Annotated in this window: 12 protein-coding genes; 11 read left to right on the plus strand and 1 reads right to left on the minus strand. The window is 68.6% G+C overall.

Annotated elements, in window-relative coordinates:
• The first annotated feature begins 47 nt into the window (after positions 1 to 47).
• The 9 genes from VFL28_05420 to VFL28_05460 all read left to right on the plus strand — a co-directional run bounded on the left by VFL28_05420 (position 48) and on the right by VFL28_05460 (position 10281).
• Entirely contained in the window at positions 48 to 1634 is a 1587-nt protein-coding gene (locus tag VFL28_05420) for an ABC transporter substrate-binding protein (protein HET7264088.1), read from the plus strand.
• Positions 1635 to 1747: 113 nt separating this feature from the next.
• Positions 1748 to 3088 carry an amidohydrolase family protein gene (locus VFL28_05425; protein ID HET7264089.1) on the plus strand — a complete coding sequence of 447 codons (1341 nt, stop codon included), beginning with the start codon at positions 1748 to 1750 and terminating at the stop codon, positions 3086 to 3088.
• A gap of 27 nt (positions 3089 to 3115) precedes the next feature.
• Positions 3116 to 4099, plus strand: a complete 984-nt coding sequence (locus VFL28_05430) for a hypothetical protein (protein ID HET7264090.1) — start codon at positions 3116 to 3118, stop codon at positions 4097 to 4099.
• Between the two features lie 22 nt (positions 4100 to 4121).
• Positions 4122 to 5288: a Xaa-Pro peptidase family protein gene (locus VFL28_05435; protein ID HET7264091.1), complete on the plus strand. Its 1167-nt coding sequence runs from the start codon at positions 4122 to 4124 to the stop codon at positions 5286 to 5288.
• 50 nt (positions 5289 to 5338) lie between these two features.
• Positions 5339 to 6352 carry an ABC transporter permease gene (locus tag VFL28_05440; protein HET7264092.1) on the plus strand — a complete coding sequence of 338 codons (1014 nt, stop codon included), beginning with the start codon at positions 5339 to 5341 and terminating at the stop codon, positions 6350 to 6352.
• Between the two features lie 46 nt (positions 6353 to 6398).
• On the plus strand, positions 6399 to 7232 hold the full coding sequence (locus tag VFL28_05445; GenBank protein HET7264093.1) for an ABC transporter permease: 834 nt from the start codon (positions 6399 to 6401) through the stop codon (positions 7230 to 7232).
• 10 nt (positions 7233 to 7242) lie between these two features.
• The gene (locus tag VFL28_05450) at positions 7243 to 8253 is read left to right on the plus strand and encodes a zinc-binding dehydrogenase (GenBank protein ID HET7264094.1); all 1011 of its coding nucleotides are present in this window, start codon (positions 7243 to 7245) and stop codon (positions 8251 to 8253) included.
• 58 nt (positions 8254 to 8311) lie between these two features.
• Positions 8312 to 9874 (plus strand): class I adenylate-forming enzyme family protein, encoded by a 1563-nt coding sequence (locus tag VFL28_05455; protein ID HET7264095.1) that lies wholly within the window; start codon positions 8312 to 8314, stop codon positions 9872 to 9874.
• Positions 9874 to 10281: a PaaI family thioesterase gene (locus tag VFL28_05460; protein ID HET7264096.1), complete on the plus strand. Its 408-nt coding sequence runs from the start codon at positions 9874 to 9876 to the stop codon at positions 10279 to 10281. Before VFL28_05455 ends, VFL28_05460 begins: the two co-directional genes overlap by 1 nt.
• A gap of 24 nt (positions 10282 to 10305) precedes the next feature.
• On the opposite strand, the gene VFL28_05465 is transcribed toward VFL28_05460, so the two are convergent.
• Positions 10306 to 10980: a VOC family protein gene (locus VFL28_05465; GenBank protein ID HET7264097.1), complete on the minus strand. Its 675-nt coding sequence runs from the start codon at positions 10978 to 10980 to the stop codon at positions 10306 to 10308.
• 120 nt (positions 10981 to 11100) lie between these two features.
• Between VFL28_05465 and VFL28_05470 the strand changes: the two genes are divergently transcribed.
• A complete protein-coding gene (locus VFL28_05470) occupies positions 11101 to 12003 on the plus strand; it encodes an NAD(P)-dependent oxidoreductase (GenBank protein ID HET7264098.1) in 903 nt (300 codons plus the stop codon).
• A gap of 14 nt (positions 12004 to 12017) precedes the next feature.
• On the plus strand, positions 12018 to 13619 hold the full coding sequence (locus VFL28_05475; GenBank protein ID HET7264099.1) for an ABC transporter substrate-binding protein: 1602 nt from the start codon (positions 12018 to 12020) through the stop codon (positions 13617 to 13619).

Genomic DNA, 13619 nt, shown 5'->3' on the forward strand with positions numbered 1-13619 from the left:
TGAACTTCGCGGCACCGGCTGATTTCCAATGTTGGGGGGGACGGGTGATGGCCAGGCGGTTGAGTGCGGCGTGGATCGTTCTGCTCCTTGCAGGCGGCGTGATGACCATGGGACTGGGCGACAGGGCGGGGGCGGCCTCGGCGTCCGACACGCTGGTTATCGCGAAGGACATCTCGGATATCCACACGCCCGATCCGAACAAGAGCTACGATATCAGCGGCGTGTTTATGCAGTTTCCGATCTACAGCCGGCTGGTCAAGCAGGAAGCGCCGGATCTCGGCAAGATCCAGCCGGACCTCGCCGCCTCGTGGACTTTCAACCCCAACGCGACAGTTATGACGTTTAAGCTGCGCGACGCTAAGTTCGGTGACGGCGCGCCCGTCACGGCCGAGGACGTGCGGTTCTCGCTGCTGCGGGCCAAGAACCTGAAGGGCTACGGCTCGTTCCTGGCCGATCCATTGAAGAGCGTGGACGTCGTCGATCCCAAGACGGTCCGGATCACTCTGACCGACCCGAACGCCGCGTTTCTCGCGACGCTGACGGCGGGCGTGTTCTCGATCGTCGAAGCGAAGGTCGTGCGCGCGGCCGGCGGCGTCGAGACGCCCGGGGCGGACAAGCTCGACAAGGCCGAGCAGATTTTCTTCAAGGAATCCGCCGGCACGGGTCCGTTCAAGCTGGTCTCGTACACGCGGGAGTCGCAGATCGTCATGGCCCGGAACGACAACTACTACGGGCCGGCGCCATTTTTCCGGACCGTTATCATCAAGCACGTGAAGGAGCCGGCGACCCAATCGTTCATGGTGCAGCGGGGCGACGCCGACATCGCGCTGGACCTGAGCATCAACCAGATCAACGCGATCCGCGGGAAGCCGGGATTGCAGTTCTTCCAGGACCCCTCGGCGTGGACGACATATCTCGGCATGAAGACGGCGGTCAAGCCGTGGGACAACCCGAAGGTCCGCGAGGCCGTGAAGTACGCGATCGACTACGACGGGCTGATCAACGGGGTACTCCACGGGACGGCGCGGCAGCTCGGCAGCATCATGATGCCCGGGTTGCTGGGGTTTCCTGAATCGCTCAACAAGCAGCTGCTGTACAAGCAGGACCTGAACAAGGCGCGGGCGCTGCTGAAAGAGGCCGGGATCGGCACCGTCCACGTAGACTTTGTTTGGGGCCTCGGATTTGCGTACGGCACGGCGACCGCCGATCAGATTGCGCAGAAGCTGCGCGCGGATCTGCAGCGAGTCGGCATCATCCTAGACCCGAAGCCCGTGCAGGCCGGGATTCTCCTTACCACAGCGAGGACGGGCAAGCCCGCCACCATCCTGAACACGTGGTACCCGGACTACTTCGATCCGGACAACTTCACCTATTTCGCAAGCGGCTTCGTCGCGAAGCGGTTCAACTGGGTCGACGCGCAGGGGAAAAAGGACGGCGAAGAGGCCGCGGCGACGAGCGACGTGGCGAAGCGCGAGAGCCTCTACGAAGACTACAACAAGCGGATCGCGGCCCCCGGCTCACCGTACGCCTTTCTTGTCCAGCCGTACTCCGTTGTGCCGGCCCGCGCAGACCTGACCGGCTACCACTTCCACCCGTTTTTCTTCCTGCAGCTCGACACGCTGCGGCGCAAGTAACCGCGGCGCCGATCGTCGAGTAATCGCGGCCCGAGGCGCTCGCCGAGCGCCTCGGGATCCGTCTTTCCACCGGCCGGGTTTTCGCGGTGCGGCGATTTCCGCGGAGGCAGACGATGACCCAGAGCGTGGCGATCGTGGGCGCTACGATCGTGACGATGAACGACGCGCGTGATGTGGTGGCCGACGGCACGGTGGTTATCGAGCGCGGCAGATTCGCCTCCGTGACGGCCGGGACGCGCGATCCCGGCGCGGATCGGCTCATCCGCGGCGACGGCTGCGTGCTGATGCCGGGTCTGATCAACTGTCACGTGCACACCCGGCCGGGGCGAGCGCTTGGAGATGGTCTGTCGCTCTTCGACTGGCACGCGCTGTACCCGGACGGCCTCTGCCGCGGCATGACGGAGGCCGATTCGCGAACCGGCGGCCTGCTGGCGTTCGCGGAGTCCCTCAAACGGGGCACGACGACGGTTATGGACATGACCTGCAAGCCGGCGGGCGCCTTTGCGGCTGCCGAGGAGATCGGGATCCGGGCCAGGATCGCGCCGCTGGCGGCGGACGCGCAGTTCGCTGGAAACGGCGCCTGCGACGTCTACGCCGATTTCGTTGAGTCGATCACGAATCTGCCTCGGCCCGCGGACGCACGCGTGCAGTACTGGCTCGGCTTCGACGCCATCAACGGCGTGACCGAGGCGACGCTTCGACGGATGAGCCAGGACGCTCAGCGCCTGCATACCGGCATCCACGGTCACATGTCGGAATCGCGTGATGACGCGGGCTGGCCCGATCGGGAGCGCGGCGAGCCGGCCGCGATCTACCTGCGGCGAACGGGCGTGCTCGGCCCGCGGACGGTCCTGGCGCACTGCAACTGGCTGACAGCGGACGAGATCGAGGCGTTGGCCGAGACCGGGACGAGCGTCGCCCACAACCCGACCAGCAACATGAAACTGGGGACCGGCGTGGCGCCGGTCCCGGAGCTGCGGGCCCGCGGCGTCAACGTAGGTCTCGGAACCGACGGCATGCTGTCGAATTTTCATCTCGACATGTTCGAGGCGATGCGCGGCGCCTGCATGCTGCAGCGCATCCACAGGCTCGACGCGCACGCGCTGATGAGTTGGGATGTGCTGGAGATGGCCACACGCGGTGGCGCCCGCGCGATCGGCGAGGCGCCAGATCTCGGCGCGATCGAGGCCGGCAAGCGGGCGGACGCTGTCCTGCTCGACCTCGGCGGCGCGCATCTGCGTCCCCTGATCCGCGGCCGCCATGACAATTTCGCGGCCCTCCTGACGTGGTGCGCGCACGGCTCGGACGTGCGGACGGTGCTCGTGGACGGTGTGGTGGTGGTGGAAGACCGGCGGCTGTGTCTCGCCGACGAGGCCGCCATCGTCCGCGACGCGCAGCGCGTGGCCGAGCGGCTCGTGGCGGCCCTGCCCGCGACAGGAACGTCCCCGGCGTAGTGTGAAGGCTGTGCGGAGGGTCACGGCATGACGCTCAGGGTACTGTCGGAGGCGGACATTTTGCGGTGCTGGTCGATGCGCGACGCGATCGACTGGCAGCGCGACGCGTTTCGCCTGTACTCAGGGGGACTCGTCGAGCGGGGGCTGCATCGTTGGATCTACACCGACGCGCCCCACGGTGTGATCGGTTTTCTGCCCGGCGTCATCAAAGACGGCGGCGGGTTCGGCATCAAGATGCTCTCCGCATTTACCGATGAGGTCACCACGCGATACGTGACCCGGGGACTCGTGCTGGTGGCCGACGGGCGAACCGGTGAACCGCGGGCGCTGCTTGAAGGCGGAGCCGTGACCGACCTGCGGACGGGCGCCGCGACCGGCCTCGCGATCGACCTCCTGGCGAAGCGGAGCGCCCGGGTGGGCGCGATGTTCGGCGCCGGCCACGTCGCCCTAAATCAGATCGAGGCGATGTGCGAGATCCGCGACATCGAGACGGTATGGCTGTTCAGCCGGACGCGGTCGAAGGCGCTGCAGTTCATCGAGACGATGCGCGCGAAGGGCGGCCGGATTCCCCGAGACTGGCACCTGGCGTCGAGTCCTCGCGAGGCCGTCGCGGATGCCGATATCGTGATCACGGCCACCACGACATCGACCCCGTTGTTCGACGGCCGCGACCTGCGTCAGGGCGCCTGCGTGATCGCCGCGGGCGGTTGCGTGCCGGAGAGCGGCGAGGTGGACGTCGAGACGATCCGACGCTGCGCGAAAGTCGTCGTCGACATGAAGGAGACCTGCGCGTGCGGCGAACTCGCCGTCCCGCTCGCGCAGGGGGTGATCGGCGCCGCCGACGTGGCGGAGCTCGGCGAGCTCGTGCTCAGCTCCCGTCCTGGACGGGAGCGCGACGACGAGATCACGTTCTGCAAGACGATCGGCGTGCCCGTTCAGGACCTGGTGACCGGACAGCGGCTGCTCGCGCGCGCCGAAGCCCTCGGTTTGGGACGCGTCGTAGAATTGTAACGGCATCGCCGGGAGGTCACGCATGAGCGCGGTATCGCCGGTCGACAGACCGTTCACCACCGAGGAATACCGGGCCAGGGTGGCCCGCGTGCAGGCCGCGGCTCGGCGGCGCGGGATCGATGCCATGTTCGTGTCGATTCCAGAGAACAACTACTGGCTGACCGGGTTCCGCACGCTGGGCTACTTCTACTACATGGTCCTGCTCGTGCCGGTGGAAGGCGATCCGATCCACCTGGCGCGGTATGTCGAGAAGAATGTGATCGACGGAACCTCCTGGACCGGGCGCGCCGAATACTGGGACGATTCGGAGGACTATCTCGACGCGACGGCGCGTATCTTCGGCAAGTACCGGCTCGATCGTGCCACCGTCTCCTTCGACAAAGGGGCGTGGTATTTCACGTTCACCGAATTCGAAGGCCTGCAGCGACGGCTCCCGCACACCAACTGGGTCGACGGGACCGGGATCATTGAGCGCCTCCGGCTCATCAAGTCTCCCGCGGAGCAGGCCTATACTCGGCAGGCGGCCAAGATCCTGTCGGGTGGGATGCAGGCCGCGATTCGCTCGATCCGCCCCGGGCTCACCGAGAACGATGTGATGGCCACCGCGTACGATTACCTGTTGCGGCATGGCAGCGAGGTGGTCGCGGAGCCGCCGATGATCCTCACCGGCGTCCACGGGTCCATGGCGCACGCGGCGCCGGAGGGCGTCACGATCAGGACCGGGGACGTCGTCTACCATGAGATCGGCGCGTCGGTGAAGCGGTACCACGCGGCAATGATGCGCACCGCCTTCGTCGGCGACCCGCCCAAGGAGGTCATCGACCGCGTCGACTTGTGCCGGCGGGCCATCGAGGCCGGTCTCGAGCACATGCAGCCCGGCAATCCCGCGCAGGAGGTGGACCGCGCCGTTCGCAAGGTCATGGTTGACGGAGGGTGCGGTGACCTGTTCCGCCACAAGGCCGGCTACTCTCTCGGCGCCGCGTTCCCTCCGGACTGGAGCGAGGCGCAGACATTCCAGCTGCGAGAGGGCGAGGTGGAGCCGCTGCAGCCGGGCATGATCTTCCACATCCTCCCGACCGTCTTCGACTATCCGAAGCACGGCCTGGGCGTCAGCGACACCGTCCTCATTACCGAACACGGCCACGAGGTCCTGACCGAGGGAGATAACCACCTGTACGTTATCCGATGAAGTCGCCGGCCAGGGCTCCGGCCGTCGACGGCTGATCGGCGGATCGCTCCATGGCTCGGTACATCATCCGGCGGCTCGGTCTCAGTTTGCCGACCCTGATCGGCATCACCCTGCTCACGTTCCTGATCTCGCACGCGCTGCCCGCGGATCTTGTGCTGACGAGTCTCGGCGACCATGCCGCGCAGGATCCGCAGCTCGTGGCGGCGTTCCGGCACAAGTGGGGCCTCGACCGGCCTGCGCCCGTGCAGTACGCAGTCTACCTCGGCCGTCTCGCTCGCGGTGATCTCGGCACCTCGATCGCGACCGGACAGCCGGTCAGGACGGAGCTGACCCTGTCGTTGCCGGCAACGGTCGAACTCGCAACGGCCGGCATGCTGGGCGCGATCGTCATCGGCGGCCTCCTCGGCGTCACCGCGGCGGTCCGCAGCGATACGCCGGTCGACCTGGTCGTGCGCTCGGTCATGGCCGTTGGGGTCGCGCTGCCGATCTTCTGGTATGCGATCCTGCTGCTTTTTGTCTTCTACTTCGTGCTCGGGTGGGCGCCGCCGCCTGGCCAGCTCGACCCTGGGTTGGATCCGGGCCCGCCGATCACGGGCATGTACGTGATCGACAGCCTGGTGCGGGGCAATTGGCTGGTGTTCCGGAACGCGCTCGCCCATCTCGTGTTGCCGGCCGTGGTGCTCGCGACGGCCGGCATGGGGTTTATTGCGCGCATCACCCGCGCCACGGTCGTCGACGTGCTGGCCCGGGACTTCGTGCGCACCGCCCGCGCGAAGGGACTCGCCGACGCGCGCGTGGTGTGGCGGCACGCCGTGCGCAACGCCCTGATTCCGATCATCACCGTGATGGGGCTCTTGTACGCGCAGCTGATGTCGGGCACCGTTCTAACCGAAGCGATCTTCTCGTGGCCGGGCCTCGGCCGCTATGCGTTCATGTCCGCGAGCAACCTCGACTTTCCCGCCGTGATGGGCATCGCGCTTGTGATCGGCGTGTTCTACGTACTTCTCAACCTCCTCGTCGACGTGCTCTACGCCTACCTCAACCCGAGGATCCGCTACGAGTAGCCTCGACGCTGCGGTGCGTGCCGCCGAGCCCGCGGCGGTTGTGGAGATGGTGCGTGCTGTCCGATCGCGGCGCGCCTGGCGGAGGACCGGGGTTATCGTGGGGTTGATCGTGCTGGCGGCGTGGGCGGCGGTCGCGGCCGCGGCGCCGCTCCTGTCCCCTTACGGCTACGACGAGCAGCGCGTGGACGAGACCCTGCAGCCGCCGAGCGCGCGGCATCTCTTCGGCACAGACGACCTCGGTCGCGACATCTACACCCGCGTGTTGTACGGCGGTCGAGTGACGCTGCTGATCGGCGTCGGCGTAGTCTCGGTGGCCGCCGTCGCGGGCATGGCGATCGGCACCGTCGCCGGCTATGCCGGCGGGGGCGCCGACGAACTGATCATGCGCGCGACCGAGGTCATCATGGCGTTTCCGTCGATCATTCTCGCGATGGCGATCGCGGTCGCCCTGGGGCCGGGCGTGCTTCACGCCGGGCTTGCGATGGTGCTGGTGTGGTGGCCGACGTACGCGCGGCTCGCCCGCGGCGAGGTGTTGAACATCCGCCGAATGGAATATGTGGATGCCGCGGTGGCGATCGGGCAGCGGCCGTTGCGGATCTTGTTGCGCGCGATAGTGCCCAACATCCGCGCAAGCATCATCGTGTTGGCGACGGTGGACCTGGGGGCGGCCATCATCACGGCGGCGGGCCTGAGCTTCCTCGGGCTCGGCGCGGTGCCGCCGACACCGGAGTGGGGGGCGATGGTGAGCACCGGGCGCGAACTACCCCAGGCGTGGTGGATCGCCGGTTTTCCCGGCGTGGCAATTTTCACAACAGTGCTGGCGTTCAATTTCCTCGGAGACGCGGTCCGGGACTACCTGGATCCGCGGCACCGGCTCTAGGGAGGTACGGATGCGCGCGATCGTGATCCGTGAGCACGGCGGACGCGATAGGCTTCAGCTCGAGCAGGCTGCGCCGGCGCCCGGCGCCGGGGTGGGCCAGGCGATCGTGCGCGTCCACGCCTGCGGACTCAACCATCTCGATATCTTCGTCCGGCGGGGCATGCCGGGCAAGCACACGCCGCTGCCGTTCACCTCCGGCGGCGACATCGCCGGCGTGGTGGAAGCGCTGGGCCCGGCGGCACCGGTCGAGTCTGCGGGCGCGGCGCCGGGCATCGTCGTCGGGCAGCGCGTCCTGGTCGATCCGGCGGTCCCGGGGGGCGCGATCGGTGAAGACGTCCCCGGCGGGCTCGCGGAGTACGCCCTCGTGCCCGCGGCGAACCTGATCCCGCTGCCCGACGGCCTTTCCTTCGACGAGGCGGCGGCGCTGCCGATCGCCTACGGCACCGCCTGGCGGATGATGCTCACACGCGGCGCCGTGCGCGCCGGCGAGCGGATCCTGATCCTCGGCGCCGCGGGCGGCGTCGGCACGGCGTGCGTGCAGATCGCGAAGATGGCGGGCTGTACCGTGTACGCCGCGGCCTCCCGTGAAGACAAGCTGGGCACACTGCGCGATCTCGGCGCCGACCACCTGATCAACTACCGCGACGTGGAGTTCGACCGCGAGGTCTGGCGGCTCACGGAGAAGCGTGGCGTCGACGTCGTCGTCGACTACACCGGCCGGGAGACCTGGTCGAGGAGCCTGCGCGCGCTCCGCAAGGGCGGCCGGCTCCTCACCTGCGGCGCGACCACCGGTTTCGAGGCGGTCACCGACCTGCGCTACGTGTGGGTGAGAGAGCTCACGATTCTCGGCTCCGACGGCTGGACGCGCGAGGACCTTCTCGCGCTGCTCGCGGCGGTTCAGGCCGGGCGGATCCGGCCGGTGATCGGCCGCGTGCTGCCGCTCGCGCAGACCGCGGAAGGCGAGCGGCTGCTCGAAGACCGCGAGGTGATCGGGAAGGTGATCATCCATCCGCTCGAATAGCGGCGCGGCGTCCCCGGCCGGCGCCGGAGGCCCCGGGACGGCCTCTCGTGGGCCCAAGATGAATACGGCCTACCGGGGCAACTTTGGCGATCTGGCGCGCGTGCCGGTGCGGGTGTTCCCCGACCGCCCGGCCGTCATCCAGGGCGACGTCACGCTGACCTACCGGCAACTGGACACCCGCATGAACCGTGTCGCGGGAATGCTGCGCGGCCTCGACGTGCGGCCCGGGGCGCGCGTGGCGCTCCTGTTTCCGAACGAGTGGCCGTTTGTGGAAGCGATCTTCGGCGGCATGCGCGCCGGCGCGGTGCCCGTGCCGCTCAACATCCGGGCCGGCTATGACACGCTGCGGTACTGCGTCGAGCACTGCGACGCGGAAGTGCTCGTCGCGTCGGGGACGCTGCGAGATGTCGCGGCGCGCCTGCGCGCCGACGTGCCGCGCCTCCGTGCGCTCGTGTCGACCGGCGATCTGCCGGCGGGCGCGCTGTCGTACGACCGCCTGCTCGGGGACGCCCCGGAGACGGTCGAGAGCGCCGCGGCCGCGCCCGGCGACGTCTGCATGCAGCCGTACACCTCGGGCTCCACCGGCCGCCCGAAGGGCGTCTTGCTGACCCATGCCGGCCAGTTTTGGAACGGCGACATGGTGCGGCGCGTGATGATGCTCGACGAGAGCGACCGCGCGCTCGTGGCCGTGCCGCTCTACCACAAGAACGCGATGGCCGCGGCGGTGAAGCCGATCCTGATGGCGGGCGGGGCGCTCGTGATTCTCCCGGGCTTCGACCCGGCCGAGGTGATCAAGGCCATCGCGCGGTACCGGTGCACCTACATCACCGGCACCCCGGCGATGTTCCGGCTCGTTCTCAACCAGAAACGCCTGCTCGCGGAGTACGACGTGACGTCGCTGCGCTGGGCCGCGTGCGGCTCGGCGATGGTGCCGCCCGACCTGCTGCGGGAGTTCGAGGACACGTTCGGCGCGAGCATCAGCGAAGGCTACGGCCTCACCGAGGGCGGCCCCGTCGTCTTCGAAAGCCCGCGGTTCGGTCCGCGGAAGGTCGGCAGCTGCGGACTGCCGTTGCCCGGCTGCGAGGTCCGGGTCGTCGGCCGGGACGGGCGCGACGCGGGGGCGGGGCAGTCCGGTGAGCTCTGGGTCCGGAATCCCGGCCTCGCCCGCGGGTACTACAAGGCGCCGGATCTGACCTCGGCCAAATTCGATCCCGCGGGGTGGCTGCACACCGGCGACCTCGTCCGGTCCGACGAGCAGGGCTACTACTATATCCTCGGCCGCGTCGACGACATGATCAACGTCGGCGGCGAGAACGTCTATCCGAAGGAAGTCGAGGACCTGCTGCTGCTGCACCCGGCCGTCCGCGAGGCGTTCGTGGTGCCGGTGCCGCACGCCGTCAAGGGCGAAGCGCCCGTGGCGTTTGTGGTGCTGCACGAGGGGCGGTCCGCGACCGCGGGCGAGCTGAAGCAGTTCTTCCTGTCGCGGGGTCCGGCGTACGCGCATCCGCGTGAGGTGTTCTTCGTGCAGCAGGCGCCGCTCGGCAGCACCGGCAAAGTCGACCGGCTGGCGCTGCGGGCGCGCGCGGTCGAGGCGGTCGGGACGCTCAAGGGAGGGGTGTAGTGTCGATCTTTCCGCTCGCGACGCTTCCGGAGGTGCTGCGCCAGTCGCCGTACGCCCGGCTGCTGCGTCTGGAGATGGTCCGCGCCGCCGCCGACGGGGTGGTCGTCCGGATGCCGTTTCGGGGTGAGCTGATCGCCGGCGACGACGAGCTCGCGCAGTACGTGCACGGCGGGGCGATCGCATCCCTGATCGACATCGCGGGGACCTTCGCGATCATCGCCGCCGTCGGTCACGACGTCGTGACGGTCGACCTGCGGATCGATTACCTGCGCCCCGTGAAATCCGGCGATCTTCTGGCAAGTGCCAAGCCCGTTCGGGTCGGCCGATCGCTCGCGGTCGCGGACGTCGAAGTGACCGGTGCCGACGGCAAAGTGGCGGCCGTCGGGCGGGGCCTCTTCAAGCCGTAGCCGGATCGTACGCGGCGGCGCCCGCTAGACGACCGTCAGCGCGCCGCCGGGCGTGTCCAGTTCGACCGCGGCGACGCCGCTCGCGGCCGCGCGCTCGAACGCGACGTTGAGATCCTCGCCGAGCAGCTCCCGGAACCGCGCGCCCGCCGCGTCAGGATTGGGATCCCCGAGCCGTACGGTGCGGATACCGCGCGCCTTGGACGGGTGCTCGACCTTCGCTTCGGCCGGATGCTGTCCCGGCGGCACCTGCCATTCGATCACGAACGGCAGCACGCTCGGCTCGCCGGGCTCGACCAGCATCTGGCTCCGCCACCGCAGAGTGACCCCGTCGGGACGCTGACGCGCGCCGGCGACGGGCGGGGCGAGTTCCAGGCCCGCGCCGAGCAGATGCTCCCGCAGCGCGTCGAGGTTGTCGGTGCGCACCGCCCAGGTCGCGAACGTCCGGCCGTCCTCCACCGCGCGGGTGATCCGGCGGGTCATCCGAGACCGCTCGCCTTCCGCGTTATCGACGACCGCGATCAGCTCGAGATACGTGGACCCGAGCGGGATGATCATGTTCGCGGTGCCGACGCCCGGGTGGCGCCCGCCCTCGAGCGCGCGCAGCCCGTACGTCGTCTCGAACCTTCGGGCGGCCTCGGTGAGGTCGCGGACGGCGACGAGAATATGGTCGGTGGATGCGCGCGGACGCGAGCGGGGCATGGCGACTCGCGTTCTCGCCGGGCGGACAGGAGTCCTCCGGCCCAAACTGAATCAGAGAGACGCCGCACATAGTTTGCAGATGCGGGCGGGTGCGCCCCGGCGGCGCAAAGGAGCGTGGGGATGGCCACGATCGCGTTCTTCGGTGCGGGCATCATGGGTGAGCCGATGGTCGGTCACCTGCTCGCCGCTGGCCACCGGGTCGCCGTCGTCGCGCACCGCTCGCGCGGGCCGATCGACCGCGTCGTCGCGAAGGGCGCGGTCGAGGCGCCGAACGCCGCGGAGGCGATCGGGCGGTCGCAGATCATCATCACGATGCTGCCCACCGCGGACGACGTGGAGGCGCTGCTCTTCGGAAGCGCCGGCTCGCCGGGCGCCGGACACACCGTCATCGACATGGGGACGAGTTTCCCGCCGCACACCCGGCGCATCGCGGCCCGCGTGACCGGGGCCGGCGGACGGTTTCTGGACGCACCGGTCACCGGCGGTCCGAAAGGCGCGCAGGACGGCACGTTGACGATCATGGTCGGCGGCGACGCCGCGACGCTCGCCGACGTGCGCCCGGTCTTCGACGCGATGGGGTCCAACATCTATCATTTCGGGCCGGTCGGCGCGGGGCACACCGCGAAGCTCATTCAGAATATGATCGGCATCATCGCCAGCGCCGGCATCGCGGAGGGGTTCGCCTTCGCCGCCGCGGCCGGCCTCGACGTCGAGCAGTTCTTCACGATGCTGGCGTCCTCGACGTCGAACAGCCCGGCGCTCCAGGGGATGGTGCCGAAGGTGTTCGCCGGGGAGTTCGAGCGGGTCGGTTTCCGTCTCGATCTCGCCTACAAGGATATCCGCCAAGCGACGGCGCTGGCGCGCGAGATGACGGTGCCGCTCCCGGCCGCGAACGGCGCCGTCGAGCTGATGCAGCTCGCGCGGGCGTTTGGGTACGGCGCCCAGGACGCGACCGCGATGATCCGAGGTCTCGAATCGCTTCTGCGGCTCGAAGTTCGGCCGCGCAAGAAGTCCCAGCCATAGGGAGGCGTCTTGGAATGAGGATGCGGGCCGGTGCGATCGTACTGGCGGTACTGCTTGTGGCGGGCGTGGGCGGCGTGCCCGCGCGCGGTCAGGGACCCGCCCAGGCAGTGGTGGCGATGTGGGGGCTCCCGATCCGCATCCTCGGCAGCAGCGAGGCGGTCACCGCCTACGTGAGTCTGCTCATCAACGATTCGCTGACGACCGTCGACGCGGCCGGCAACGTGGTGGGCCGGCTCGCCTCGAAATACCCCGTCTCGCCGGACGGGAAAACCTACCTCGTCACGCTGCGCGACGCCAAGTTTTCGGACGGTACGCCGATCACCGCGCAGGACGTCAAGTTCAGCTACGAGCTGTACCTGCATCCGAGGTACCCGACGACGCCGCCCGCGCTGCTCGAGATCGCGGGCGCGCCGGAGTACAAAGCCGGGAAGGGCGCGTCCGTGACCGGCATCACCGTCGTCAACCCGAAGACGGTCCGCTTTATTCTGAACCGGCCGTACCCGTTCTTCTACGAGCAGATCGGTAACGCCCCGATCCTCCCGGCCAAGGCGCTCGCCGGGTTGGACGTCGCGCGTCTGCAGGAGTCGCCGTTCACCAGGAAGCCCATCGGGGCAGGGCCGTATCGTCTCACGGACTGGCGGGAGCGGGAGAGCATTACCTTCGATGCGTCGCCGAGCTACTACGGCGGTGCGCCGAGCCTGCCGCGCGTGATCCTGAAATTGATTCCCGAAGACGCCACCGTGCTCGCGGAGCTGCGCGCCGGCAACATCGACGCCGGCCGGATCCTGCCCGACGCGTACCGGAGCTTTCAGCGGGACCCGCAGGTCAACACCGTGCGCGTGCCGGGCGACACGTACTACTGGTTCGCGGAGAACGTCCGGATGCCGATGTTCCAGGACGTGCACGTGCGGCAGGCGATGGCGTTCGCGATCAACCGCCGGGAGATGCTGCGCGCGCTCTACCAGGGCCTCGGCTCGATCCCGCAGAGTCCGATCCATCCGAGCCTCTGGCAGTTCGACAAGACGATCAAGGGCTATACGTACGATCCGGCGAAGGCGAAGCAGCTGCTGGCGGAGGCGGGGTGGACCCCCGGCCCGGACGGCGTCCTCCAGAAAGGCGGCCAGCGGTTCAAGTTCAAGTACGGCTTCCTCGCCGGCAAGGAGTACCAGAACCAGGCGCTGCTGGTGCAGCAGTACCTGCGCGCGATCGGAATGGACGTGGACGTGGAGGCGCACGAGCGGGGCGACTTCTTCGGCCGCTACTTCGCCCCGGGCGGCAGCATCGAAGTGGTCGGGATCGCCTGGTTCAACCTGTTGTTCCCGCCGCAGAGCGAGCTCGAGGACAACTTCAAGAGCACGGGCAGCGTGTCGAAGCTGCTCGGGTACAGCAATCCGCAGCTCGACAAACTGCTCGACGACGCCATCCTGACACGCGACCGCGCCCGGCAGAGGGCGATCTACTCCCAGATTCAACAGATCATCATTCAGGATGCGCCGCGCGTCATGACCATCCGGCCGGACGTCATCTGGGGCGTGCGGAAGCGCTTTGCGCTGCCGGGCGGGATTGACTCGCTGCGCGCGTTCTTCGGCTCGGTGCCGCGCTGGGCGGTGCATTAG

Source organism: bacterium (assembly GCA_035691305.1).
In the GTDB taxonomy this organism is placed as follows: domain Bacteria; phylum Sysuimicrobiota; class Sysuimicrobiia; order Sysuimicrobiales; family Segetimicrobiaceae; genus DASSJF01.

Bases quoted from the DNA above. Each gene is read 5' to 3' on its own strand.
- VFL28_05420 (HET7264088.1), top strand. From the start codon at position 48: ATGGCCAGGCGGTTGAGTGCGGCGTGGATCGTTCTGCTCCTTGCAGGC.
- VFL28_05425 (HET7264089.1), top strand. From the start codon at position 1,748: ATGACCCAGAGCGTGGCGATCGTGGGCGCTACGATCGTGACGATGAAC.
- VFL28_05430 (HET7264090.1), top strand. From the start codon at position 3,116: ATGACGCTCAGGGTACTGTCGGAGGCGGACATTTTGCGGTGCTGGTCG.
- VFL28_05435 (HET7264091.1), top strand. From the start codon at position 4,122: ATGAGCGCGGTATCGCCGGTCGACAGACCGTTCACCACCGAGGAATAC.
- VFL28_05440 (HET7264092.1), top strand. From the start codon at position 5,339: ATGGCTCGGTACATCATCCGGCGGCTCGGTCTCAGTTTGCCGACCCTG.
- VFL28_05445 (HET7264093.1), top strand. From the start codon at position 6,399: ATGGTGCGTGCTGTCCGATCGCGGCGCGCCTGGCGGAGGACCGGGGTT.
- VFL28_05450 (HET7264094.1), top strand. From the start codon at position 7,243: ATGCGCGCGATCGTGATCCGTGAGCACGGCGGACGCGATAGGCTTCAG.
- VFL28_05455 (HET7264095.1), top strand. From the start codon at position 8,312: ATGAATACGGCCTACCGGGGCAACTTTGGCGATCTGGCGCGCGTGCCG.
- VFL28_05465 (HET7264097.1), bottom strand. From the start codon at position 10,980: ATGCCCCGCTCGCGTCCGCGCGCATCCACCGACCATATTCTCGTCGCC.
- VFL28_05470 (HET7264098.1), top strand. From the start codon at position 11,101: ATGGCCACGATCGCGTTCTTCGGTGCGGGCATCATGGGTGAGCCGATG.
- VFL28_05475 (HET7264099.1), top strand. From the start codon at position 12,018: ATGAGGATGCGGGCCGGTGCGATCGTACTGGCGGTACTGCTTGTGGCG.